At 61.5% G+C, this 24,180-nt stretch carries 22 protein-coding genes; 13 read left to right on the plus strand and 9 right to left on the minus strand.

The genetic code is table 11. From position 1 onward, the window contains the following. Nucleotides 1-202 precede the first annotated feature (202 nt). The 3 genes from AAFX91_RS08140 to AAFX91_RS08150 form a co-directional block, all read right to left on the minus strand. On the minus strand, nt 203-346 hold the full coding sequence (locus AAFX91_RS08140; RefSeq protein WP_165421032.1) for a hypothetical protein: 144 nt from the start codon (nt 344-346) through the stop codon (nt 203-205). A gap of 413 nt (nt 347-759) precedes the next feature. Beyond that, a complete protein-coding gene (locus AAFX91_RS08145) occupies nt 760-996 on the minus strand; it encodes an NYN domain-containing protein (protein WP_283813513.1) in 237 nt (78 codons plus the stop codon). 104 nt (nt 997-1,100) lie between these two features. Then, nucleotides 1,101-1,586: a helix-turn-helix domain-containing protein gene (locus AAFX91_RS08150; RefSeq protein WP_165421031.1), complete on the minus strand. Its 486-nt coding sequence runs from the start codon at nt 1,584-1,586 to the stop codon at nt 1,101-1,103. Nucleotides 1,587-2,022: 436 nt separating this feature from the next. Between AAFX91_RS08150 and AAFX91_RS08155 the strand changes: the two genes are divergently transcribed. Together AAFX91_RS08155 and AAFX91_RS08160 are read left to right on the plus strand one after the other, a co-directional pair. After that, the gene (locus tag AAFX91_RS08155) at nt 2,023-2,652 is read left to right on the plus strand and encodes a response regulator transcription factor (RefSeq protein ID WP_394566119.1); all 630 of its coding nucleotides are present in this window, start codon (nt 2,023-2,025) and stop codon (nt 2,650-2,652) included. A gap of 83 nt (nt 2,653-2,735) precedes the next feature. Beyond that, complete coding sequence (locus tag AAFX91_RS08160) at nt 2,736-3,119, plus strand: response regulator transcription factor (protein WP_394566108.1); 384 nt, start codon at nt 2,736-2,738, stop codon at nt 3,117-3,119. Nucleotides 3,120-3,142: 23 nt separating this feature from the next. Here the strand turns inward: AAFX91_RS08160 and AAFX91_RS08165 are convergent, their stop codons facing one another. Beyond that, nucleotides 3,143-5,755, minus strand: a complete 2,613-nt coding sequence (locus tag AAFX91_RS08165) for a LuxR C-terminal-related transcriptional regulator (protein WP_394566109.1) — start codon at nt 5,753-5,755, stop codon at nt 3,143-3,145. Nucleotides 5,756-6,153: 398 nt separating this feature from the next. On the opposite strand from AAFX91_RS08165, the gene AAFX91_RS08170 reads away from it, so the two are divergent. The 11 genes from AAFX91_RS08170 (at nt 6,154) to AAFX91_RS08220 (ending at nt 18,718) form a co-directional block, all read left to right on the plus strand. Continuing rightward, complete coding sequence (locus AAFX91_RS08170; RefSeq protein WP_165421029.1) at nt 6,154-6,450, plus strand: helix-turn-helix domain-containing protein; 297 nt, start codon at nt 6,154-6,156, stop codon at nt 6,448-6,450. A 170-nt stretch (nt 6,451-6,620) separates the two neighbouring features. Next, nucleotides 6,621-7,523 (plus strand): AraC family transcriptional regulator, encoded by a 903-nt coding sequence (locus tag AAFX91_RS08175; protein WP_282527489.1) that lies wholly within the window; start codon nt 6,621-6,623, stop codon nt 7,521-7,523. Nucleotides 7,524-7,676: 153 nt separating this feature from the next. Then, the gene (locus AAFX91_RS08180; protein WP_282527488.1) at nt 7,677-8,582 is read left to right on the plus strand and encodes a helix-turn-helix domain-containing protein; all 906 of its coding nucleotides are present in this window, start codon (nt 7,677-7,679) and stop codon (nt 8,580-8,582) included. A 106-nt stretch (nt 8,583-8,688) separates the two neighbouring features. Further along, entirely contained in the window at nt 8,689-9,597 is a 909-nt protein-coding gene (locus tag AAFX91_RS08185; RefSeq protein ID WP_282527487.1) for a helix-turn-helix domain-containing protein, read from the plus strand. 74 nt (nt 9,598-9,671) lie between these two features. Then, entirely contained in the window at nt 9,672-12,104 is a 2,433-nt protein-coding gene (locus tag AAFX91_RS08190; protein WP_394566110.1) for a PAS domain S-box protein, read from the plus strand. A gap of 175 nt (nt 12,105-12,279) precedes the next feature. Further along, a complete protein-coding gene (locus AAFX91_RS08195; RefSeq protein ID WP_394566111.1) occupies nt 12,280-13,209 on the plus strand; it encodes a 3-hydroxyacyl-CoA dehydrogenase in 930 nt (309 codons plus the stop codon). Then, nucleotides 13,184-14,176: a 3-hydroxyacyl-CoA dehydrogenase NAD-binding domain-containing protein gene (locus AAFX91_RS08200; RefSeq protein ID WP_394566112.1), complete on the plus strand. Its 993-nt coding sequence runs from the start codon at nt 13,184-13,186 to the stop codon at nt 14,174-14,176. The genes AAFX91_RS08195 and AAFX91_RS08200 overlap by 26 nt, the downstream gene beginning before the upstream one ends. A 250-nt stretch (nt 14,177-14,426) precedes the next feature. Then, nucleotides 14,427-15,644: an acyl-CoA dehydrogenase family protein gene (locus tag AAFX91_RS08205; protein ID WP_394566113.1), complete on the plus strand. Its 1,218-nt coding sequence runs from the start codon at nt 14,427-14,429 to the stop codon at nt 15,642-15,644. A gap of 65 nt (nt 15,645-15,709) precedes the next feature. Next, entirely contained in the window at nt 15,710-16,504 is a 795-nt protein-coding gene (locus AAFX91_RS08210; protein WP_394566114.1) for an enoyl-CoA hydratase-related protein, read from the plus strand. A 136-nt stretch (nt 16,505-16,640) separates the two neighbouring features. Next, on the plus strand, nt 16,641-17,465 hold the full coding sequence (locus AAFX91_RS08215) for an alpha/beta fold hydrolase (protein ID WP_282527482.1): 825 nt from the start codon (nt 16,641-16,643) through the stop codon (nt 17,463-17,465). Nucleotides 17,466-17,482: 17 nt separating this feature from the next. Further along, complete coding sequence (locus AAFX91_RS08220) at nt 17,483-18,718, plus strand: CaiB/BaiF CoA transferase family protein (RefSeq protein ID WP_394566115.1); 1,236 nt, start codon at nt 17,483-17,485, stop codon at nt 18,716-18,718. Nucleotides 18,719-18,833: 115 nt separating this feature from the next. Here the strand turns inward: AAFX91_RS08220 and AAFX91_RS08225 are convergent, their stop codons facing one another. Genes AAFX91_RS08225 through AAFX91_RS08245 form a run of 5 tightly spaced genes read right to left on the minus strand, consistent with a single transcriptional unit; the run spans nt 18,834 to nt 24,011 of the window. Further along, nucleotides 18,834-19,283, minus strand: coding sequence for a hypothetical protein (locus tag AAFX91_RS08225; protein ID WP_130577832.1), 450 nt, complete (start codon nt 19,281-19,283; stop codon nt 18,834-18,836). A gap of 10 nt (nt 19,284-19,293) precedes the next feature. Beyond that, entirely contained in the window at nt 19,294-20,475 is a 1,182-nt protein-coding gene (locus tag AAFX91_RS08230; protein ID WP_394566116.1) for an ABC transporter permease, read from the minus strand. Further along, entirely contained in the window at nt 20,472-21,659 is a 1,188-nt protein-coding gene (locus AAFX91_RS08235; RefSeq protein WP_394566117.1) for an ABC transporter permease, read from the minus strand. Before AAFX91_RS08235 ends, AAFX91_RS08230 begins: the two co-directional genes overlap by 4 nt. A gap of 1 nt (nt 21,660) precedes the next feature. Next, nucleotides 21,661-22,659: an HlyD family secretion protein gene (locus tag AAFX91_RS08240; protein ID WP_282527478.1), complete on the minus strand. Its 999-nt coding sequence runs from the start codon at nt 22,657-22,659 to the stop codon at nt 21,661-21,663. Beyond that, nucleotides 22,656-24,011, minus strand: coding sequence for an NAD(P)/FAD-dependent oxidoreductase (locus AAFX91_RS08245; RefSeq protein ID WP_394566118.1), 1,356 nt, complete (start codon nt 24,009-24,011; stop codon nt 22,656-22,658). Before AAFX91_RS08245 ends, AAFX91_RS08240 begins: the two co-directional genes overlap by 4 nt. Between the last annotated feature and the right edge of the window lie 169 nt (nt 24,012-24,180).

A 24,180-nucleotide genomic window follows, 5' to 3' on the forward strand; every position in this document is an offset into this window, starting at 1 on the left:
CAGCGCCCCGCCGGGTGAATGCAGCATGCAGTGCGCCCGTCATTAATAGCGTCGCCGGGCTGCTCCCGCACCACAAGAAGAACCGTCTGAACGGCACGCACTACCAAAGTCCCCGCTGTCTGGGTTAATGCTCTGGATTGCTGCGTGGGCCCCGTAGCGTCGAACCACGAAGGATCGACACATCCCTTGCCGGCTCCGCTGCTCAATCAGGCGAAACGCCACTCGCCTGCCCTGCGAGCTCGGCCTTGTCGATCTCGGCCTCGCTCACCGCGGCCGCTCCTTGGGAGTGCGCAGCGTCCTGGTAGCCGGCGAGCTCTGCCGCACTCCCACCGTCTAGCGGCAACACCTCACAGTTGTCTATATCGCTGACGGGCAAGACCATAGTCGAAGCGGATTGCGCACGAGGGCAACTGTGTTGAGGCGAAGCTGCTTGCCCCCGATCGATACCGCGCCAAATCGGCGGCGAAGGTGTGACCCCCGTCTTCAAAGGTCTACGGGAAGATCTGTGATGAGATGGTGTTACTACAGCGTCGCCATTAATCCTAACGATCGCGTCGCGAGCGTCGCAGCGAAGAAAGAACGCCGCCCCACTCAGCGAACCAAGATAGCTCGCAAGGTCCAAACGGTTCACTTCACCCTTAGGGAGTGGACCCATCACCAGCGACCGGCTAGATTTCGCAGTCGGCTTGCCGGTTGGTAATCGTATGCGGGTCGCCGACCTATACCTTGATCACGTTAAGCAATAATCATCCGCACGCACTAACAGCGAAGGTTTTCGAGATGCGGGTCGAGGTTGATGAAATTTGACGCCGCGTCTCGAAGCTCTCGCGCACAATGCCCCCAGAACACGACTTCGACCTTAAATCCATCCTCAGCGAGTTCAAGCAGCGTCGGCACATAATCCCTGTCACCAGCAACGAGAACGAAAAGATCCTCGTCCTTTTCTCCTTGCTTGTAGGCATCCTTCGTCATCTTGGTCGCTATGGCGGTATCGATCCGTCCGGGAGTATCTCGACACTCTGGAAGCCGGGATCATGCTCAAATGGAAGGTCAGGCGGGATAACGATCCGAAGTCATCACGCTCTAACGACGGCAACGCCTCACGGTATCGACCAGCGATAGTCCCGCGGTGACATGCCGACGTGCTGGCGAAAGCGCCGCGCACAATGGCTTTGGTCGGAAAAGCCGGCCGCCAGCGCGATCTCAGAGAGTGACAGATCCGTCTCCGACAAGAGCTCCATCGTCCGCTCCACTCGGCGGCGAACCAGATAGTCGTGTGGAGTAAGGCCCACGGACTGCTTAAAGGCGCGGACGAAATAGCAAACTGAAAGATTTGCGAGTTTGGCCAGCGCTTCGACGCTGATCCGCTGCTCGATGTGCGCATCAATGTATTCGCGCACCCTCCGCAACACCCTTGGGGGCAGGCCGCCCCGGACATGGGGACCGGAAGGAAGGGCGATTGCCATGTCAGCCGAGCCAACCGTGAAAAGTCGCAACGGCGAGACCTCCGGACATCCATCTGTGGCCGGCGCTTGCAACCTCCACACTGAAGACTCGTTTCTTCGTTCATCCAGCGCTTTGAACATCTCGCGTTCCCCTGTTAGATCTTTTCTTGCCACTTCTGTAGCGAATACGAGAGACCAGCCGTTCTGCGAAGGTCGGCCCATTGTTGAGCGTGTGGGCGAGGATGATTAACTCGCCACCCGGCGCCAATCGTGCATGGGTCTGATTGTCTCACACCTTGGTGTGAGTACGGGTGATCCTGCCACCCTCGTTCTTGCAAACGATCGGGGCGGTGGCGCCAATCGAATGATCAATTCGAACAAGACTTGCATGTTTCATACAAAATGCTTGCGGAGCGATCGGGCGATGCCCTCGCTGGTCGCCCCCTCATTGTGGACGGGCTGCCGGAGATTCGATGACGCGGCACGCTTTTCTGGCCATCGATCATACTTTCGTGTGATGATGCCGATGGCCGGCATCATGGTATTGAGTGTGATCCTCCTGCCGGGTGGATTTGAGATGCCCCAGGTGTCAGACGAGCCCCCTCTCGTTCACATCGTCGATGACGACGACTCGCTGCGCGCTGGACTTGCCAGCCTGCTTCGCACGGTCGGGTTGACTGCACGGACCTATGGTTCAACCCAGGAATTTCTGAGCGCGGAGCGACCGGAACAACCCGGCTGCATTGTGCTCGATATCCGCCTGCCGGGGGCGAGCGGACTGGATTTCCAGGAAGAGCTTACGACGCTCGGGATACGCTTGCCGGTGGTACTGACGACCGGCCATGGCGACATTCCAATGACCGTCCGCGCCATGAAGGCGGGCGCGGTCGATTTCCTTCCAAAACCGTTCCGTGACCAGGACATGATCGACGCGGTAACCGCCGCCATCAATCGCAATCGGTTGCAGCGCGCGAGCGAAAGCCAAGCGGTTGCCGTCGTCGATCGCTATGCGATGCTTTCGCCACGGGAGCGCGAAGTCATGGCATTGGTCACCGCCGGCAAGATGAACAAGCAAATCGCCGCAGATCTCCGTCTGAGCGAAGTGACGGTCAAGATCCATCGCGGCGCCGCAATGCGAAAGATGGGCGCCCGTTCGCTGGCCGACCTTGTTCGAATGGCGGACGCACTGAAGAGCCGATCAGATTGAGGGAAGCTCCGGAGAACGATCAAGCAACAGCGCGCAATGCCGGGTGGAGATTGGCTTGAGGTCGGCTCGATAGGGGCTGCAGCATGGCGAACGGACATCTCATTTCGATCGTGGACGATGATCCGTCCATGCGCGACGCACTCGCGAGCCTCATCCGATCGCTTGGCCACGATGTTCGTGCGTTCGCCTCCGCCGAAGAGTTCCTCGCGTCCCACCAGCTCGAGCGGTTTTCCTGCGCAATCACCGACATCCAGATGCCCGGGATGAATGGCTTCGAACTCAAACGGCAGCTCAGCTTACATCATGGCGCCGTGCCCGTCATTATGATCACCGCGCGCGCCGAGCCGGATCTCGAAGAAAGGGCGATGTCGAGCGGGGCCGCCTCTTTCCTCCGCAAGCCTTTTGAAGCAGAAACTCTGGTCGGTTGCCTCGCACAGGCGCTGGAAGGTTGGCCTAACGCGCATTAGAGCATGATGACTTTTCTTCTGCACTAAATCGCACCGGCTTCACGCGCAATGGCCGCAGCCTGCGTACGCTTGCGCGTTCCGAGCTTCTCGTAGATGCGCCGCAGGTGCGTTTCGATTGTGTTTTCGGTCAAGAACAGGTCTCGGGCGATCGCCTTGTTCGAGCCTCCTTTCCAGATCAATCGCAAAATCTGTACCTCGCGGGTGGTAAGCCGAACCGCGTTTCCCGTTACCTCAGCCCTGCGATCTCGAAGCGCCGTCGTCGTCATCGCGGCAATTGGCTCCTTGAGCTCGCGCAACAAACCGACCGTGCGCGGCTCCCTCATGACGGCAGAACGAACCACAAGCGGCTCAGTCGCCCAGCTCTCGTCGGCGAGTACCCGCACCATCCCGCCGTCCGCAGCGCGCATCACCGCCTCATCGAACGCCGCGCTGGCCTCACGTCGTCGGCCGCCTGATTCGAGCGCTTGCGCCTCAAGAAACAACAGCCGCAACGCCCGGCGTCGACGTCCGACTGCCTCGGCGCGCTGCCGCTCGGCGCGGATTTCCGGAACCGTCTCATTGCTATCGCCTGTCGCCTGCCGAAGGCGCAGTCCGGCAATCATGACGTCGTCGATTTCGCCGGCGTGCGGATTGAACGCGCCAAAGCTGTCCCAGAGAGCCGCGTCGCTGCCGGCGGCGAGCGCGCGGCGCGCACCTTCATTATTGTTGCTCCGCAACGATGCGTAGGAGCGCTCGAGCCATGCAGCGGCAGTCAGGCGGCGAAGGCCGCGGCGAGCACCGATCTCACCGAGCTGCACCAGCAGCGACTGGCCGTCATCGCCGTGTCCGCGTAAGAAGTGCAGTCGCGCCGCAATACGATGCAGCACGATCAAGTGATCCGGCATGCCGGTCTCGATCACGATCGGCATGTAGTCATCGACAAGCGCCTGACAGGCGTCGAGCGCATTGGCTTCATAGAGACACTCCGCAAGGTAGGTCGCGACGACGGCGCCGGCGCCGCCATAGCGTTCGCCGCCCGCGATGGCCCGGTTGAACGCACGTTCAAGTGTTGCGCGCGCGGCCGCGACCTGCCCGAGATTAAGTTCGATGGCCGCGGCGAAGCACGCGCTATAACTCAAGACATACAGCGCATCGATCGGTTCGCAGGCCTCGCGCGCCTGCGCGAGCGCGCGCTGCGCCTCATCGTAGCGCCCGAGCGCAAGATGGCAGAAAGCGCTCGCATTGCTGGCGAGCCCCGCCGTGAACCGGCCGAAATGCGACGATCTGTTGCGCAATTCATCAACGGCTCGAAGCAAGTCGGGAATGCCGTCGGTCCAGCCGAGCATCATGAGGCGCATGGCAACGATCTCATCATCGCCATCCGTTCCAACCTCATCAGCCCGTTCAATGACGTCCATGTATCGTCTGGCAGCATCATAGCGATGGGCAAAGATCGCCGCGAAGGCCGCGGCCCGCAGCAGCGCCGGCCGGCGGTAGACTTCGGCGTCGGGCAGCAGTGCAATGGCGTGTGCGGTGTCCGCCACCCGGCCGGAATGAAGATTGTCCATGGCCGATGCTGCGAGCAGATCGGCGGCGAACATGTGATCCTTTGCCGACAGCGCATGTGTAATGGCTTCGTTCATGAAACCATGGGCGGAGGTCCAGCAGGCCGCGCGCCGATGCAACGGCTGCAACTCGCCCTGTCTCTCCTGCGCCATGCGAACACGCAGGAAATCCGCAAATAACGGATGATAGCGATACCAGCGCTCCTCCGCGTCGATCGGAACGAGGAGAAGATTGTCGCGCACGATCTGCGCGATCATCTCATTGCTATCGCCTCGCTCCAGCGCAGCGTCACACAACTCAGCACAAAATTGGCCAAGAACGGCGGAACGCAGCAGGAAATCGCGTTGCGGGCCCGGTCGACTGTCGAGCACTTCCTGCGCCAGATACTCGGCGACACTTGCGCTCGCGCCCGAAATCGCCCGCAGCGCATCGGATCCGTATCTGCCGTTCACAGCAATTGCCGCGAGCTGCAGCGCGGCGGGCCACCCTTCCGTGTGCTGTTGCAGCGCCCGGATTGCTGCAACGCCGATGTTTTGACGTTCAAGAAACGTCTGGGTCTCCTCCGGTGTAAAACGCAATTCCGCCTGGTCAAGTTCAAGAAGCTGGCCATACGCGCGCAGCCGGCCGAGCGCCAAAGGCGGCTTCGTGCGGCTGGCGAGAACGACGCGATGATGCATGTCAAGATCAGCCAGCAGACGCTGCAAGAAGGCCCAGACGCTCTCATCAACGATTAGTTCGAGATCGTCAAAAAACAGGGCGATTGGAGCGTCGGAGAGCGATAGTCGTTCGATCAGGTCAGCTGCCCTGCCCTGTACCGGATTCGCATTTGTCGCGGGCGTTTCCATGGACGGGCTGGCGACAGGCTCCCCGAACGCCGTCTGAATTGCCCCCTTCAACGATTGCAGGAAGCGACCGAGCTGATTGTCAGCCCGCTCCACCTGCAGCCAGACCGTAGCGATGCCACGCGCCTGGAAGCGTCGCCGCAATTGCTGCATCAGCGTGCTTTTTCCAAAACCGGCCGGGGCGCAGATCAGCGTCAGCTGCGCGACGCTTTCGCCAATCAGGCCCAGCAGGTGCGCCCGCTCGACCATCGTGGCCGGCGCTCGCGGGGGCGAAAAGCGAGCGCCTCGCAGGCCTGTCGTGTGACTTGCCTGGGGTAACGACATCCGGCGCTCCCAGCTTGATGCAGAGGAGCCTTGATGCTGCGATGGCAGATTTCCGCTGTCAATACAGACGCTTGCGTCCGTGACTGCACAATTCACGGTTCTCCGTGATGTTTGCGCTGCACCCTGGTCGCTACCTCCCGCCCCGGTGCCCCGCAAAGCGGGGGCAGCCGACGGGAGATAATGGAAAATGGTCCGCCACCACGCGACCGCGCAGCAACCTTTGAACAACGCGATTCGCAACGCCGAACGGAATAGCCATGCCTGCGCGCCGCGATAGATCGTCTGCGTCGCGAGCGCTCGACGACCGCCGTTTGCGGCGCGTCATGCAATTCATCGCGGCCAACCTGCATAACACTATCCGTCTCAAGGACTTGGCGGAGGTTGCGAGCCTGAGCCCGTTTCACTTCTCCAGGGCTTTTCGCAAAGCCACAGGAGAATCCCCGCATCGCTTCCTGCGCGAATGCCGCCTCGAGAAGGCAAAGGAATTGCTGGCCGACGGAGCCGCAACGATTGCGGAAATCTCCCTGATCTGCAGCTTTTCCTCACAGTCGAGCTTTACCCGCGCTTTCACCCGCGCCTTCGGCCTGGCGCCGGGCAAATATCGCCGAAAGACCCAGTAACCAAGGGCAGCGAAAATCAGCAAGATCGGTAAAGACACCAATGGTATAAAACTGCCTAAATGGTGGATGCCGTCGCGCGTCCGCCGGGACGGAGCTTGGCTCACGGGGCTTCGCTCATGGTCCGTAAATCAGCGGCTCTGAACGCCTGACGACAACTCGGTTGGTCGAGCATGGAAGAGAGCAGCGCTTACGGCCAATCTTTCGGAGAACGCCTGAGGGCGCAAGCCACCTCGTTTGTTCGCTCGTTGCGCAACACCAATATCGCCGCAACCGAGGTCCGCGCCGACAATCCGCCACATGGCCTGTCCGCGCCCCTTACGCGCGAAGATGCGTTCTTGGTGGCGGTTATACTGCGGGACTATCCAGTCCATGAGTATTTCGAGGACGGCCGAATTGCGGGAGTAACATCGCTCAGGACCGGTGAGACGGTACTGTACGATGTGAAGCGCAACCCGCAGTTCTATATCAATAATCCATTCCACAGCATTCATTTCTATTTTCCGCGTGTCGCGTTGAACCTGATCGCGGAAGGTGAGGACGCGCAGAAGGTCGAGGAATTGCGGTATCAACCCGGTGCCGGTGTCGACGATCCCATTCTGCGGGCATTGGTCGGCTCTCTGGTGCCGGCTTTCGAGCATCCCGAACAAGCAAGCCGCCTTTTTGTCGAGCATGTCACATTGGCGGTTGGCATTCATGTCGCCAAGACGTATGGGGATGTGCGTTCAGTCGCCACGACCTCGCGCGGCGGATTGGCGCCTTGGCAGATGAAGCGCGCCGAGGACACGCTGGGGGCTAACTTGGAGGGCGACGTCTCTCTGGCCGACCTGGCAAACGATTGCGGCTTGTCGGCAAGTCATTTTTCCCGGGCGTTTCGGCAATCCACCGGCCTCTCGCCACATCGGTGGCTCCTGCAGCGCCGCGTCGACCAGGCAAAAAGTTTGCTCTCCGAGCGCAAAATGTCGCTCTCAGAGATCGCGCTCGCCTGCGGATTCGCCGATCAGAGTCACTTCACGCGCGTCTTTACACGTCTTGTCGGAATTGGTCCTGGTGCCTGGCGTCGAAACCGCGACTAATGTCTATTAGAACGACAAAGATCGTTGTCGTTCGCCGTCGCAGGCAGTATCGTGCGCCCTACAAGAATCCGTACGCCTATTTCAAACAGAGCGCCTTGCCGCGCAAGCTTAACCTTCTAGCCGGCAAAGCAACTCAAGCAGCTGAGACTTGGGATGCAAAAGAGCAGCGGTTACGGGGACAGATTTGGTGAGCGCTTGCGGGCCAAGGCTACCGCGTTCGTTTCGCGTTCACTGCGCAATACCAGTATCGCGGTTACAGAGCTGCGCTCGGACAACCCTGAACATGGCATATCTGCACCGCTTGTTCGTGAAGATGCCTATTTGATCGGCTATCATTTTGTCGACTATCCCATTCACGAATATTTTGAAGACGAGCGCACCACTCCCCTCACCTCTCTCAGAGCCGGCCAGACCACGCTGTACGATCTCAAGCGCAGTCCGCAATTCACCATCAACAAGGCCTGCCACTGCGTTCATTTCTATTTTCCACGTAGTGCACTCAACATCATTGCCGATAACGCAGAGGCGCGGCGCATTCACGAACTTCGCTATCAGCCCGGCGTCGGGGTCGATGATCCCATCATACGCGCGCTGACTTCCTCGCTCGTTCCGGCTTTCGAGCATCCTGATCAAGCCAGCCGTATCTTTGTGGATCACGTCACGCTCGCGGTCGGCATTCACGTGGCCAAGATGTATGGCGGCATGGTTTCGCAAATCCGGCCAACGCGCGGCGGATTGGCACCCTGGCAGTTGAAACGGGCCGAAGAGACGCTCGCCGCTAGTCTTCAGGGCGACATCTCGTTGGCGGATTTGGCAAATGATTGCGGCATATCGGCAAGTCATTTTGCCCGCGCATTTCGGCAATCGACCGGTCTATCACCCCACCAATGGCTTCAGCAGAAACGCGTGGACGAGGCCAAGGTCCTGCTGCGCGAGAGACGGCTGTCACTGTCGGAAATCGCCCTTGCCTGCGGTTTCGCTGATCAAAGCCACTTTACCCGGGTCTTCTCCCGCTTGACCGGTGTCAGCCCCGGCGTGTGGCGCCGAAATCTAGACTAACGTCTTAGATTTCTCATGGTCGAAACGGTCAAAGCCTGCACGAATCTGACAATCGTTTTTCTGCAGGGCGGTGCAAATAGCGGCATCGCTTGCAGAAAGGTCTCACATGACGGACCAAGGCGGCGCCTATGGCCAGCGGCTCGCAGATGCCTTCCAGCTCAAGCGAGCGCCCGCATTCGTGACGCGCTCCCTCCAAAAGTCGAAGATCGCCATCACCGAGATCAAGTGCGATATCGCCAACCACGGCCTCACAGCGCCGATCCCCTATGAGGACGCCTTTCTGATCACGGTGCAGCTTCAGGACTGCCCACAACACGATCTCTTCATCGACAACCGGCAGGTGCCGACCAGCTATTTGCGAGCGGGAAGCGTCAGCATCTACGACTTGCGCTCCAATCCGATCGCCAACGGCATCAGCACCTTTCATTCACTGCATTTCTACGTCCCGCGGGCCGCTCTCGATGTCATCGCCGATATGGAAGGCTGTGGTCGGGTAGACGAATTCGCCAATGAGCCCGGCGTTGGCGTGGAGGATGCCGTGCTCAGCGGACTGGGGACAGCCCTGCTGCCGGCATTCCAGCGCCCCAAGGAAGCCAACCAAGTTTTCATCGACCATCTGGCGATTGCGGCGACGGCGCATACGCTGAAGACCTATGGCGTCGGCAGCTGTGTAATTCCTTGCACGCTCGCGGGTCTGGCGCCATGGCAAGAGCGGCGCGCCAAGGAGGTTCTAAGCTCCCGATTGGACGGCGAGATCTTTGTGTCCGACCTTGCCAGCGAGTGCGGACTTCCCACCGGCGCTTTTCTGCGAGCCTTCCGTCAAACCACCGGGGTCAGCCCATACCGCTGGCTGCTCCAGCATCAGGTCGAGCACGCCAAGTTCCTGCTGCGGAGAAATCGGCAAGCCGATCTGGATGAACTGGCTCTCGCGTGCGGGTTCGCCAGCGAAGCTCACCTGGTGCGCGTATTCAAGGGCGTAACCGGTGTGCATCCCGAGGCATGGAGGCAGGGATAGGACGTCGACGGAGCAGACCAGCGTGCATCGCCGGTAGTCTCCGGGATTCCGTCGAACATTGATGAGCAACAGCCATGCAGCATCTAAGGCAGTCAGACACAGCGGTCGAGTACGAGCCGACGAGCACCGAGCATAGGCCTGTGCCAACAAGCTTCCTCTCGGAATTCATAGCGGCTCTCCTCAACACGAAGCCAAATCCTGACGTCATCCTCCCGAGAACAAGACCTACGTTCAACGAGCATATTCGCTACCTTGCGAGGCTCTGGACGGTCGGCATCGTGCTGATGACCGCGGCAACCTGGGGAATGGTGCGGCTCCAGATTTTCGACCGCCCGGGAACCGCAATACTCGCCTATTTGCTCATCATCATCGTACTTTCGCTGATGGACAGTTTCGTCACTTCCGCGCTCTTCTCGCTGATTGCGGTCGGCTGCCTAAACTACTTCTTCATGGTACCCCTCTATTCCTTCGAGATCACGAGTACGCAGGACGCGGTGGCCCTTGTCGCATTCGTGGTGACGTCGTTTGCGATCACCACGCTCGTCAGGAGAGCACGCCGCTTCGGCGAGGCACAGCACGCACAGGCGCATCTCCTCGACCTGACACCGGACGCCATCCTGGTCGTCGATGTCAATCGCGTCATCACTTACTGGAACCGCGGCGCCGAACGGCTGTTCGGCTGGACCCGGGAGGAAGCGCTCGGCAAGACCGTGCACTTGCTCTTGAAGACCGTCTATCCTGCCCCCTTGCAGGAGATCGTCGAGACCGCCAACCGCGACGGCCGTTGGGAGGGCGAATTGGTGCAGATGACGCGCGACGGCGCCGAGGTCGTGGTTTCCAGCAAATGGACAGTGCGGCGTGACACACGGGGAAACTTGATCGGCACGCTCCAAAGCAATACCGATATCACAGCCCGCAAGCGCGCCGAGGAAGCGCTCTTGAAAAGCCAGGCGGCCTATCTATCGGAAGCGCAGCGATTGAGCCACACCGGCAGTTTCGGCTGGAACGTCACGACCGGCGAACTGACCTGGTCGGCGGAGAGTTTCAGGATATTCGGATTTGATAGCGAAGCAAAACCGACCCTCGAACTCGTCTTCCAGCGCGTCCATCCCGACGACCGTATGCTGGTCCGCACGCAGCTTGAGCGAGCGGCCACCCACGAGGAGCCGCTCGATTTCGAACATCGGCTGCTGATGCCGAATGGCTCAGTGAAGACGCTGCATGTCGTCGCCCGCCCCTCACTGGAGGAACGCGGACATCCGAAGCTGGTCGGCGCCGTCATGGACGTAACTTCGCACAAGGTCGCCTATTCGGCCTTGGAGCAAAGCGAGCAACGCTATCGCCTTCTTTTCAAATTCATGCCGATCTCATTATGGAGGGTTGATGCCGGGGCCGCGTGCGAGATGCTTGATGAACTCAGGGCCGCCGGCGTCACTGACTTCCCGGCGTACCTGGACGCACATCCCGAATGGATAATGAAAGCGATGCACGCATTCAAAACCGAGGAAGTTAACGACGCATGCGTACGTTTGCTGGGCGCCAAAGACGCACAGGACTTGTTGGGACCAATAACCCCATTTTGGCAGCCCAAATACTTGCGGCGCCTTCTCGAGAGCCGATTTCGAAATGAATCATTCTTCGAGGAAAAAATGCAGTTCGTCACACTGGACGGCCGGCTAATCGACGTGCTTTTCACTGCAGTGCGCACCGGTTTCGGCTTCTCAATTTCGGGACTGGTCGATTTGACCGAGCTCGTCAAAGCGCAGGAGACACTTGAGCGATTGCAGATCGAGTTCGCGCATGCCGCCCGGGTCTCGACGCTTGGCGAATTGACCGCCTCGATCGCCCATGAGCTCAACCAGCCGCTCGGAGCGATAGCGACCAATTGCTCGGCGGGTCTCAGATGGCTCAACCGCCCCCAGCCGGATTTGGACGAGGTCCGTACGTTGATCCAACGCAGTCTTTCGGATGCCCGGCGGGCGGCCGACATTATCGCCCGCGTGCGCGAGATGGCCGCGCGCCGCGCGCCCGCGCGCGTGCTCGTATCCCCGCACGCCATTATCCTGGAAGCGCTGCAGTTCCTTCGGCATGAAGTCGAGTGGCGCGGCGTTACCGTGTCACACAGCTTCTTGCCCGCGGCGCCGCATGTGCTGGCGGATCGGACCTTGCTGCATCAGGTCATTGTCAATCTTGCCGTCAACGCCATGCAGGCCATGGCGCAGGTTGGCGCAGCAGAGCGCAGGATCACCGTGCGGACCGCCTCGCTTGACGGCGCGTCGCTGTGCTGCAGCGTCGAGGACAGCGGTCCCGGAATCGAACCGGATCACCAGCCCCGCTTGTTCGAGAGCTTCTTCACGACCAAGGAGGGAGGCATGGGAATGGGATTGTCCATCTGCCGCTCGATCATTGAGGCCCATGGCGGGCGAATCGAAGCCGACAATGGCAGCATCCACGGTGGCGCCCGATTCTCCTTCACGTTGCCGGCGGCGAATGGAACCCTGCAATAGGGTTTCGGTAAGCCGCGAGCATTCAGTACGCAAGGCTGTGGTCCAGAGAAAAAGCAAAACCATTCCAGAGGTGGCAATCCCATCCAATAAGGCGAGCGGCACTTGAGCCATTGTAGCCGCCGACAACCGGTCGAACCCGATCGGTTGTCGGACGCATTAGCTGCAGAGGTGACACATGCCCGACGCCGTCTCGAAACCAGTGCCACACCCCGGCGCGCAGGCCGCCACCCCTCGCTTGTTTGTGCTCGAATTGAATGCCGGCTGCATTCATTCGATGAACGTAGATGGTTCGAACAAGAAGACCATTGTGACTGGCTGCCGGTTTCCGGACGGCATTGTCGTAGATGTCGAAGCGGGCCACATCTACTGGACCAACATGGGCGTTCCAAGCCTGAACGACGGCTCGATCGAGCGCGCTGATCTCGATGGCAGGAACCGCAAGACCATCGTCGCCGAAGGCGACACTCATACCCCCAAGCAGATCATTCTCGACAAGCAAGCCGGCAAACTATACTGGTGCGATCGTGAGGGCATGCGCGTCATGCGGGCCAATCTCGACGGCTCGCAATTGGAGACGCTGATCGAAGCGGGCCACGGCGACGCGGACCGGCGTGACCAGACCCGGTGGTGCGTCGGGCTCACCATCGACCCCAGGCACAACAAGATCTACTGGACGCAGAAGGGCCCAGACAATGGTGGCCAGGGCCGCATCTTCTGCGCCAACGTGGAAATTCCGAAAGGCGAGACGGCCGAGAAGCGTTCCGACGTCAAGGTGTTCTTCGATGGCCTGCCGGAGCCGATCGACCTCGAGCTCGATCTGAAGAGCCGCCTCCTGTACTGGACCGATCGTGGCGACGCGCCGCGTGGCAACGCCGTCAGTCGGGCCTCGATCGACCACAAGCCCGCCGAGCCCGAGATCGTGTTGAATCATCTGATGGAAGCGATCGGCATTGCGCTGGACGTCCCGCACGATCGGATCTTCGTGACCGATTTTGCCGGATCGCTCTACTCGTCTCGACTCGACGGCTCGGCCGAGCGAAATTTCCTCTACGCCCAGGGCAATCTCACCGGCATCGCCTATGCCGAAATCCCCCAGGAGAATTGATATGCCGGAGCACAAGCCCATTCGCCGGGTGGCCATCATAGGAACGGGCGTCATTGGCGCGAGCTGGACCGCCCTCTTCCTTGCGAACGGCCTCGAGGTTGTGGCGACCGACGTTGCCCCGGACGCGGAAGCGGCTCTCAGGCGCTTTGTTGCAACGGCCTGGCCGGCGCTGCAGCGATTAGGCCTTGCGCCCGGCGCAACGCAGAGCAGGCTGACTTTCACCGCAGCACTCGCGAACGCGGTGAGGGACGCTGATCTCGTTCAGGAGAACGGCCCGGAAAAAATCGATTTCAAACGAACGCTGTATAAGCAGCTCGACGAGCTCCTGCCCGCCGATGCGATCATCGCCTCGAGCTCGTCGGGGCTGACCATGAGCGAGATCCAGTCGGCCTGCGAGTTGCATCCAGAGCGCTGCGTGATCGGGCATCCCTTCAATCCGCCTCATCTAGTCCCGCTCGTTGAGATCGTTGGCGGCGTCAGGACTTCAGAGGACACCATACGCCGCGCTGCGGAGTTCTATACGTCCATCGGCAAGCGGACGATCCGTCTCAACAAAGAAGTGCCCGGCCACGTCGCGAACCGACTGCAAGCCGCGCTGGCGCGGGAGGTCTATCACCTTGTTGCTGACGGGGTCGTCAGCGTCGCCGACGTCGACACCGCGTTGAGCTGGGGGCCAGGCCTGCGTTGGGGCATTATGGGCCAAGTGCTTCTCAATCATCTCGGCGGCGGCCAGGGTGGCATCGAGCATTTCTTCAAACAGTTCACCGGTCCGATGACGGCCTGGTGGAAGGTGCTGGGCTCGCCGGAGCTTACCCCTGAGGTTCAGCAAAAGCTGATCGACGGCGTTCACGCCGAAGTCGGTTCACGCTCTATCGACGAGCTGGCTGCGGAGCGCGACGAAATCCTGCTCGGGCTTATCGAAATGCGCAACAAGGCCAGCAAGGCAAATCAGGCAAAGGTCGCCTAATCGCCAAACGTTCGATCGGACCGCACGCGCCTCCAAAACCTCAGTCCTTGGAGGCGAATTCACGACGGCGCGGCGACGAATTCGCACTTCGCCGCTCCCGCTACAACGAAGCAAAAACGTCCCTGGAACGGCAAGCGGCTTCAAGAACGCGGACGGCGCTCCCGGCAAATTCGGCGGCGAGACCAATCAGCGCGCTCGACGCTTCGCTCAGGCTTTCGCGCTTCAAACCGTCCCGCCAAGGAGATTCAACATGGCCACAGCCACTGCAGCCCGCAAACCGGACGCGAAGGCACTGCCAGTGCCGGACGGCGATTTCTACCAACTTGTCGAGCTCCTGAACGCCGACGAGTTGGCGCTTGTCAAGAAGGTGCGGGCCTACATGGATACGAAGGTCAAGCCGATCATCAACAAATATTGGTCCGACGACGCCTTCCCGTTCGAACTGTTGCCGTCATTCAAGGAGCTCGGCATCGGCGGGCTTGGCTACGAAGGCTATGGATGCGCCGGCGGCAGCCAGAAGCAGTTCGGCTTCGTGGCAATGGAGTTGGCACGGGTCGATCCGTCGATCTGTACCTTCTTCGGTGTCCACAGTGGCCTTGCGATGGGCTCGATCTATCTCGACGGTTCCGAAGAGCAGAAGCAGAAATGGCTGCCGCAGATGGCTCGTTTCGAGAAGATCGGCTGCTTCGGCCTGACCGAGCCCTTGATCGGCTCCGGTGCGACCGGCGGCCTGACCACGACCGCGAAGCGCGACGGCGATTCCTGGGTCCTGAACGGCCAGAAGCGCTGGATCGGCAACGCGCCATGGTGCGATCTCTCCATCATCTGGGCCCGCGACCTCGGCGACAACCAGGTGAAGGGCTTTATCGTGGAGAACAAGAGCTCGCCCGGCTTCAGCGTCGAGAAGATCGAACACAAGGTCGCGCTCAAGGTTGTCCAGAACGGCCAGATCACGCTGACGGACGTGCGCGTGCCAGAAGCTAGCCGGCTGCAGGGCGGCAACTCCTTCCGCGACACCGCCCGCGTATTGCGCATGACCCGCTACATGGTCGGGTGGGCATCGACCGGTGCGCAGATGGGCGCATTTGAGAACACCCTCGCCTACACCCAGAGCCGTCTCCAGTTCGGCAAGCCCATCGCCTCGTTCCAGCTGGTGCAGGATCTGCTGGCCAAGATGCTCGGCAACCTTACCGCTTGCCAATGCATGATGCTCCGGCTGGCCCAGCTCGACGACGAAGGCAAGCTCGGCGACCACCATGCGGCGCTGGCCAAAGCCTTCTGCACGGCGAAAGCTCGCGAAACCGTCGCGTGGGGGCGCGAACTTTTGGGCGGCAACGGCATCGTCGCGGACTACAACGTGGCGCGCTTCTTTGCCGACGTCGAGGCGCTCTACTCCTACGAAGGAACCTACCAGATGCAGAATCTGATCGTCGGCAAGGCGATCACCGGCATCAGCGCCTTCATCTAACCGCGCCGCAGAACGGGCGAGAGGTCACGCCCTCCGCCCATCCCGTTCCGGACGAGGAGACAGTAATGGCAGATACGTTGGCGCTGGCGAACGTGCTCTACGGGAAGAAGAACGGCATCGCCTACGTGACCCTCAATCGCCCAAAAGTGCTCAATGCCCTGAACACGCCGACCTGGATCGACCTGCAGAGAGCGTTCGAGGACGCAAAGGCTGACGCATCCGTGCACGGCGTGATCCTCACAGGCGCCGGCGACAAGGCCTTCATCGCCGGGGCCGATATCAGCGAACTCGCCCATGTCGACGCCTATGAGGCGGAGGAATCCAGCCGCTTCGGTCAGGATGTGCTGAACCTGATCGAAAATCTCGGCAAGCCCGTGATCGCGGCGATCAATGGCTTCGCGCTTGGCGGTGGTTGCGAAACGGCGATGGCCTGCACCATCCGGATCGCGGCCGAGCATGCCAAGTTCGGACAACCCGAGGTCAAGCTCGGCCTGTTACCCGGCGGCGGCGGCACGCAACGTTTGCCCCGGCTGGTCGGCAAGGGCCGGGCTCTGCAGCTCATCCTGACCGGGGAAACGATTTCGGCGCAGGAAGCATACCGCATCGGGTTGGTGAACGAGGTTGTGCCGGCGGCCGACGTGATCGCGCGCGCCGAAGCGATCTTGAAGCAGATCGCCGCCAACGCGCCGATCGCCGTGAAATTCTCACTGGAAGCAGCTCACAAGGGCCTCGAGACAAGCCGGAGGGAGGGATTTGCGCTGGAGGCCTCCTATTTCGGCATCTGCGCCGCGACCGAGGACAAGAAGGAAGGCACTGCCGCTTTCCTCGAGAAGCGCGTGCCGCAGTTTCATGGTCGTTGAAGCGCGAGCGGCTGAAAGGCGTGTCATGGCAGTCTCCAAAACATCCGCGAGTCCAAGCGCCGAATTTCAGTTCACCAGTGCCGACGGATTATGCGTAGCCTGCGCGCGCTGGGACAGCCGCGGGCCGACCCGGGGCGTGATCCAGATCGCGCACGGCATGGGCGAACATCTGAGGCGCTACGTCGACACCATCGACGTTCTGGTTTCGATGGGGCTTACAGTCTACGGCAACGATCATCGCGGTCATGGACTCACCGCTCGCTCGGCCGCACAGTTAGGAGATTTTGGCGAAGGCGGCTTCGAGCTGCTGGTGGCGGATATGGTGCGCCTCAGCGAAGTTGCCAGGAACGAGCATCCCGACCTGCCCCTGCTCCTGTTTGGCCACAGCATGGGCTCGTTCGCGGCCCAGCGCTATGCGATCGGTCACGGCCATAAAATCGATGGTCTCATCCTTTCGGGGTCAGGGGCGCTCGACGGGCTGGCGCGACTGGCGAGTTCGGCGCCACCCGGAGCGAACCTGCTCAACGCCGCATTTGAGCCGGCGCGCACGCCGTTCGACTGGCTGAGCCGCGATGAGCTCGTTGTCGACGCGTTCATCGATGACCCCCTGTGTTTTGCGGCCCTGCAGCCGGATTCGCTTGCGTCCTTTCTTGGTTCGGCTCCCACGCTCTGCGATCCCGTTGCCTTGTCAAAGATACGCTGCGACCTACCGGTCTACCTGTTTTCCGGCAGCGAAGATCCCGTCGGCCAACACCTCGATGGCGTCAGACTCCTGGTGGAGCGCTACCGCGCCGCCGGCCTGCACGACATCGCCTTCGATGCCTATCCGGGCGGACGCCACGAGATGCTCAACGAAACCAATCGCCGCGAAGTCCAGACGCGGCTAACCGGATGGATTTCCCGCGTGCTGGACCGCCCGGCCGCCGATGACACCCGTCATTCGATCGCGCACAAACTGTAACGCTGAGGAGACAGCAAATGTCCACTGACAACATTTTCTCGGGACTGAAGGTTGTGGATCTGGCGAGTTTCATCGCCGGCCCGGGAGCCGCCGTCATCCTCTCCGACTTCGGCGCTGACGTCATCAAGGTCGAGCCGCCAAGCGGCGATACCTGGCGCATCGGCTACAAGATCCCGCCGCAGCCGCGTGCCAAGGACAACTATCCCTGGCATCTGAACAATCGCAACAAGCGGAGCCTGACGCTGGATCTGAAATCACCGCACGCGGCTGAGATTCTCGAGCGGCTGGTCAAATGGGCTGACGTGCTGATCGTCAACACCCCTCACCCCGCGCGCAAGCGGTTGAAGCTCAACTATGAGGATGTCACGGCGTGGAATCCCCGCCTGATCTATGCCGACATTACCGGCTATGGTGACAAAGGGCCGGACGCCGACCTGCCCGGATTTGACATCACCGCCTATTGGGCGCGGAGCGGCCTGCTTTCCCTCACCCGCGATGCCGGCGCGCCGCCGACCTTGCCGGTCTCCGGCAGCGGCGATCACGCCACCGCCGTGAGCCTCTACTCGGCTATCGTGACTGCGCTGTACCGACGTGAGCGGACGGGGCAAGGCTCCTACGTGACGACGTCGCTGCTCGCCTCGGGTGTCTGGGCCTGCGGTGTCTCGGTCCAGGCCGCACTGTGTGATGCCCAGTTCTATCCGTTGCACGATCGCAAGAGCCCGCCGAACGCGATCTTCAACGTCTATCAGGCATCCGACGAGGCCTGGTTCCTGATCGTGCTGACGCCTGACAAATGGCCTGCCTTCGCGACCGCTGTCGGCCGCCCCGATCTCTTGTCCGACGCCCGCTTCTCGGATGCCGCAAAGCTGGTGGCAAACGCGGCACAGCTTTCGGCAATCCTCGACGAGGTATTCCGTTCGCAACCGATGTCGCATTGGCACGACGTTTTCGATCACAGCCACATCACTTTCGGTGTGGTCCGGGCGCCTTACGAGGTCGTCAAGGATCCGCAGCTGCACGAGAACGACATCGTCGTTCCGCTCGAGGGCGCTGGCGGCAATCTGACGTTCACCGTCAGCAGTCCGCTGCAGATCCACGGCGTGACGAAGGTCGCGGCCAGGCGCGCGCCGGAGCTCGGCGAGCACAATGCCGATATTCTCAAGGAGTTGGGCTATGACGACAGCCGGATCGAGGGACTGCTCGTCAGCGGCGCCGTGCCACGCCCTCAGGAGCATAAGCCCTCGGCTGCCTAGCGACGGCTATTGATGCTTGACTTCAAGACACTGCGACCGGGCCTTTGCTTTGCCCGCTCGCTGGTCGCGGCCGAATGAAGCCATTCGCGGCTTGAAATCAACCAGCTCAGAAACGTCAGAAACGCCGGGCATCCAGCTCCTCGAACTCCATGCGGCAGGCCACGCTGAACTCGTGCAACAGGTCGATCGCGCCATGCTTCGCCATCTCGCGAAGCTCGACGAAAGTCCGGTCAGGCTCAAGGTAAGTGTCGAGGATCTTCCTCGCGATGTGCTCGCCGCAGTGGACGACGCGTTCACTCGATAGCACCCGCATCCTTCCAAGCTTGCCGTAGAGACCGACCAGGCCCGGTATGTCGGCCTCATCGTGCTGGAGCGCATCGATATAGCATTTCGAGGCTTGCTCGATGAACTCCCGGTAAAGGTCCTGACGGCGGCTCTGCTCATGCGACAGCCATTGCGCGCGAAGCTGGAGCCGCTGGGTCAGCAAGTTCGCGATCAGACTGGTCATCCCGCCGACGGCGGTCCCGGTCAGGGCAGCGAGCGCGGAAATGATCGAGGCGTCCATTGCGATGTCCTCAGCCGGGGACGGGAAGCGGCGCACGGCGCCGCCTGATAAACTCGATGATCACGGCGATGCCGGCATAGACGGCTACGAGCAGCCAAAGCTCCAGGAATTCGCGGTGGACGTCGGACAGGCTGGCGCCGAGCTGGGCGACGTCGACCAGGCCATCGATCGCAAGCGTGCTTGGCAATAGCTGCGACAATAGCCTGACCGGCGCGGGCATCACTTCGGCGGGCCAGGCAAAGCCCGCAAGGAAGAAGAACGGCAGCCCAATCGCTGCGAAGACGAGCTGGACCGCCAGCGGATTGCGGAAGGTCGCAGCGACCACCAGGCCGAGACCTCCGACCGCGAGCGTGAACGGCACCGCGAAGGCCAAAATGGTCGCGACCGAACCGAGGCGTGGAATCCCGTAAAGATATGGCAGGCCAATCAGGTAGGTCGCAACGATCAGCGCGTGGATCGCAAGATAGGCGAGCAGCTTGCCTGCTACGGTCGCGATCGATTCAAAGGCGAGGTCGCTGACGCGCCTTCGCGCCTTGCCGGTCCAGATCACCTGCGCTCCCGGCAAGGTGCCGAGCAAGCCTACGCCGATCAGCAACGTCTGCTGCAGGATCAGCACGAAGGCGGCGGGCAGGATATAGGTGGCGTAACCGCCCTGCGGGTTGAACAGCGGAACCGGAATGAAAGGCATTGGATCGGTCGCCGCGGCCGCAACCGGCGGATCGACGCCGAGCCCGACCAAGCGCACGATCTCGAAATTGGTTCCGAGCGTACGCGACACCGCCATCACCGCGCCGTTCATGCGCTGATACATCAGGAAATAGCTGGCGTCCGCGTAGAGTGCGATCGGTGACGATCGGCCATGCAGCAGGTCCCGCTCGAAATGCTGCGGAATGAGGAGGATCCCGAAAATCGAACGGTCATAGACCTCGCGCTCGGCCGTCGGGACGTCCGGGAGGACCCTGGCCACTGCGACATCGGATGTCGCGTCGACCAGCCTCGCCAGTTCGCGACTGGTCTGGGTGCGGTCCTGATCGACGACCGCGATCGGAACCCTGCGCAGGGCTTCGTTCAGATAGGGCTGCGGGTAGAACAGCGCGTAGACGGCGGCCGCGAGCACTACGACCGAAAATACCGGCCGCAGCGAGAATATCCGGCCGATTTCATTGCGAAAGACGGTGAGGAACATCTTCATGCCGCGCGCTCCGGAATAGATCGGCGCATGATCCTTACCCTTATGGCGGTGAGGCTGATAAGCACGGCAACCAAGCCGGTCAGTACCAGCACCGGCTTCCACGAGAGATCGAGCGGCGTTCCTCGGATGGTCTGGTCGATCCGGGCCATCAAGTACCAGGTGCCCGGCAACAGCTCGCCATAGCCATAAGCGAAAGCGTTCATGCCAAGCCGCGGAAAGCCGATGCCCATGAATCCGAAGGCCGGCGCCGTTAACAGCGTGGCGATGCTCACCGCCGCGGCCACCGGCCGAAGCAAGAGCGCGAGCAGCGCTCCGATGAACTGGCACGCCAGGACGAAGACAATCCCGGCAATCACGAGCACTGCCGGATCGCCTCTCAGCGGCAGCTCCAGGTATTTGAACAGCACGAAATCGGCGATCCCAAGCATCGACAGGAATAGGATCGTATACGGAAGCATCTTTCCAAACATCGCCGGCAAGAGTCCTCCGCCCAAGCGTCGCAATATCGCAAAGCGATGACGTGTCTCGACATCAATGCCGACGGCATAGGCCATCGTGGTCACGACGACGGTCTGCAGCACCGCCGGCAACAGCGCAGCGAGCAGGAAATGCACATAGTTCAGGGTCGAGTTGAACAGCGCATGGGTCTGCAGCGGGATCGGCGTGATCGCGGCCTGCGCCTCCTCCACCGGCTGCCCTTCCGCGGTCCTGAGCGAGATCCGGATCCCCGCGGCGACGGTCGGTATGGCGCTATTGACGCCCCGCAAGACCAGATTGCCGACCGTAAATGTCTGGGTGTTGTAGAAGAGAACGACTTCCGGACGACGGCCGGCGAAGACGTCGCGCTCCAGATTGCGCGGCAGCATCAGGAGGCCGCGGATCTTGCGCGCGACGATCAGATGCCGCCCCTCCGACAGTTCGGCGACATGAAGCACGGTGGCGGTATCGGGCGTGGCATCGACCGCGCGGATGACGGAACGGGAGAGTTCGGACCCGTCGAGATCAAGAACCGCGATCGGCAGCCGCGTGGCAATCCCCGCGCTCAGGATAGCCGTCAACAGCAGCATCAGGCCGAGCGGCACGACGACGGTGAGCATGAGGAGCAGCGGACGCCGCCGCAACCAGGCGAGCTCCCGCCAAAATACGAGCGAAAATCCCGGCTGCTGGTGGTCGCGACGCTGCATCTCAGCGCACCCGCGCTTGCCACGCCGCAATCGCGCTCATGCCTGGCCGCAGCCCGTCAACCGGCTGCAACGGCTTGGCCCGCACCTCGAAGGTCCGAAGGTCGAAGTCGCCGGTCGCGCGCGTTGCCCGCCAAGTCGCGTATTGGCCCTGCACATTGATCATCGTGACGCGCACCGGAATGACCTGCGATTTCAGCGCGGGTACCGTGACCTCGAACTTGTCGTCGATTTTCAGCCCAGCGAGCAAGTCCTCACGAAGGTTGAAGGTGAACCAGAGATCTCCCATGTCGATCAGCGAGAACAGCGGCGCGCCGGCGCTGAAGTTTTCGCCGAGCTCGGCGACGCGGCTGGTGACCTGGCCGGACGCTGGCGCTCGCAACGTCAATTCCGAGACGTCGACCTCGCGCTGGTTCAGGCTCGCCTCGGCCTGCTTCACCTGTGCTGCCGCCAGCGCCTTCTCCTCGTCGCTGGCTCCCTTGGTGGCAAGGTCAAGCGCAGCCTTGGCCGCCTCGCGCCGGCGTGTTGCGGTTTCCAGGTTCCGCGTTGCCTCGTCCACGCGCTGCTGCGGCGTCGAACCGCTGCTGATCAGGCTCGTCTGCCGGTCGAAGACTTCCTTGCTGAGCACGACATCGGCATCGGCCGCGGCGAGATCCGCCTTGCGGGCGGCGATCGTCTCCGGCCGCGTGCTGTAGACCCGATCGAAATCCGCCGTGGCAACCGCAAGGGCCGCGCGTGCGGCAATGAGGGAGGCTTTCAGCTGAGGACTGTCCAGCTCCGCGAGCAAGGCGCCCCGCTGGACCGTGTCGCCCACATCGACGCGGAGGTCAGCGACCCGTCCATTGACGCGGGGGCTAACGTCCACGCGGTTGGCCGAAACCTCGCCTTGCACGGTCAATGGCGGTGGCCGCGTCGCAAACCAGAGAAACGTGCCCAGACCGAGCAGCACACCGGCGAGAACAATCCAACGGACGGCTCTTAGTGCGGTAGATGAAGCGTTCATGTTCCGGTTTTCTGCTTGATGAGGTCGACGGCACGAGGCGCTTCCGCAATCAATCGCGAACTGCGTTGACCGGTCAGATATGACCAGAACCATTGCGTCTGCACCCTGAACCGATTCTGAAGCTGCGGCAGTGCGAGCACATGGAGGACAGCCCACACGATCCACGTCGCAAAGCCACTGGTCCGCAGGCGACCAGTCTCCAGAATCGCAAAATTCTTGCCGACCACCGCCATGTTGCCTTTGCTGCGGTAGAGGAACGGACGGCCATCCTTCCGTCCTTTGACGCGATTAGCGATCAATCGCCCGACAAACCGGCCCTGCTGGATTGCGGCCTGCGCGACGCCGGGCACGGCGTGGCCGTCCTGGGTGAGCGAGCTCGCATCCCCGGCGACGAACACGTCACCCGCCTCCTGGATCTCCATGAAGGGCCCGACCAGAGCCCGCCCGGCCCGGTCGGTCTTGGTGCCGAGCATTTTCACGACCGGCGAGGCTGCTACTCCCGCCGTCCACAGCACGGTCGCGCTGGCAATGCGTTCCCCGCTGGCGATGACGCCTTGCTCGTCGACCGTCTCGACCTTCAGCCCGGTCCTGACCTCGACCCCTAGCCTGGTGAGACGCCGCACGACCTTCTTTGACAGCGGCTCGGCAAAGCTCGGCAGGATACGGCTGCCGCCGTCGAGCAGGATGATCCGGCTGTTCGCCGGATCGATGCTGCGAAAATTGTTGCGTAGCGTGATCGAGACCATCTGCGCGATTGACGCAGCAAGCTCGACGCCGGTCGGGCCGGTTCCAACCAGCACGAACGTCATCTGGCGGGCGCATTCCGTTTCATTTTCGGTAGCCTCGGCCAATTCAAAGGCGCTGAGAATCTTGGTGCGGATGGTTTCGGCGTCATTGAGGCTCTTGAGACCGGGCGCATGCAGCGCGAACTCGTCATGACCGAAATAACTCGGACGCATTCCTGTAGCGACGATGAGATAATCGAAACCGAGCTTGCGGGTGCCAAGTCGTGGATAGATCACTTCGACCACGCGAGCGCTCAGGCTGACGCCGGTAACCTCGGCGAGCACCACGTTGAGATTTTTCTGCTTGGCCTCGAGCTGACGGATCGGCGTCGCGATCTCGGAAGGCGCCAGGACCGCGGTTGCGACCTGGTAGAGGAGCGGCTGAAAGATGTGATGATTCCGCCGATCGATCAGGATGACTTCGACGTCGGCCTTCCTCAACGCGCGCGCCGCCGCAATCCCGGCAAATCCGCCGCCGATGATCACCACACGCTTCCGCGTCAGTGAGGATGATGCGGACGCCGATCCCCTCTCGCGCGGACGTTTCTCGGTCACAACGGTGGTCATCGGCGTATCTGACGATCTCTTGCTGAAGCCCGCCTACGGACCCAAGGGGCATAGAGCGGCCTGCCAGGCCGTTCTTGAACGGGGTTGCGAAGCCTAGCATTACAGTTGTAATTGACTGAGGATTCTGAATCCATGGGCAACCATGATTCGAAGATCGTGGACGCAGGCA

The sequence above is a fragment of the Bradyrhizobium sp. 31Argb genome (assembly GCF_043638955.1).
Lineage (GTDB): Bacteria > Pseudomonadota > Alphaproteobacteria > Rhizobiales > Xanthobacteraceae > Bradyrhizobium.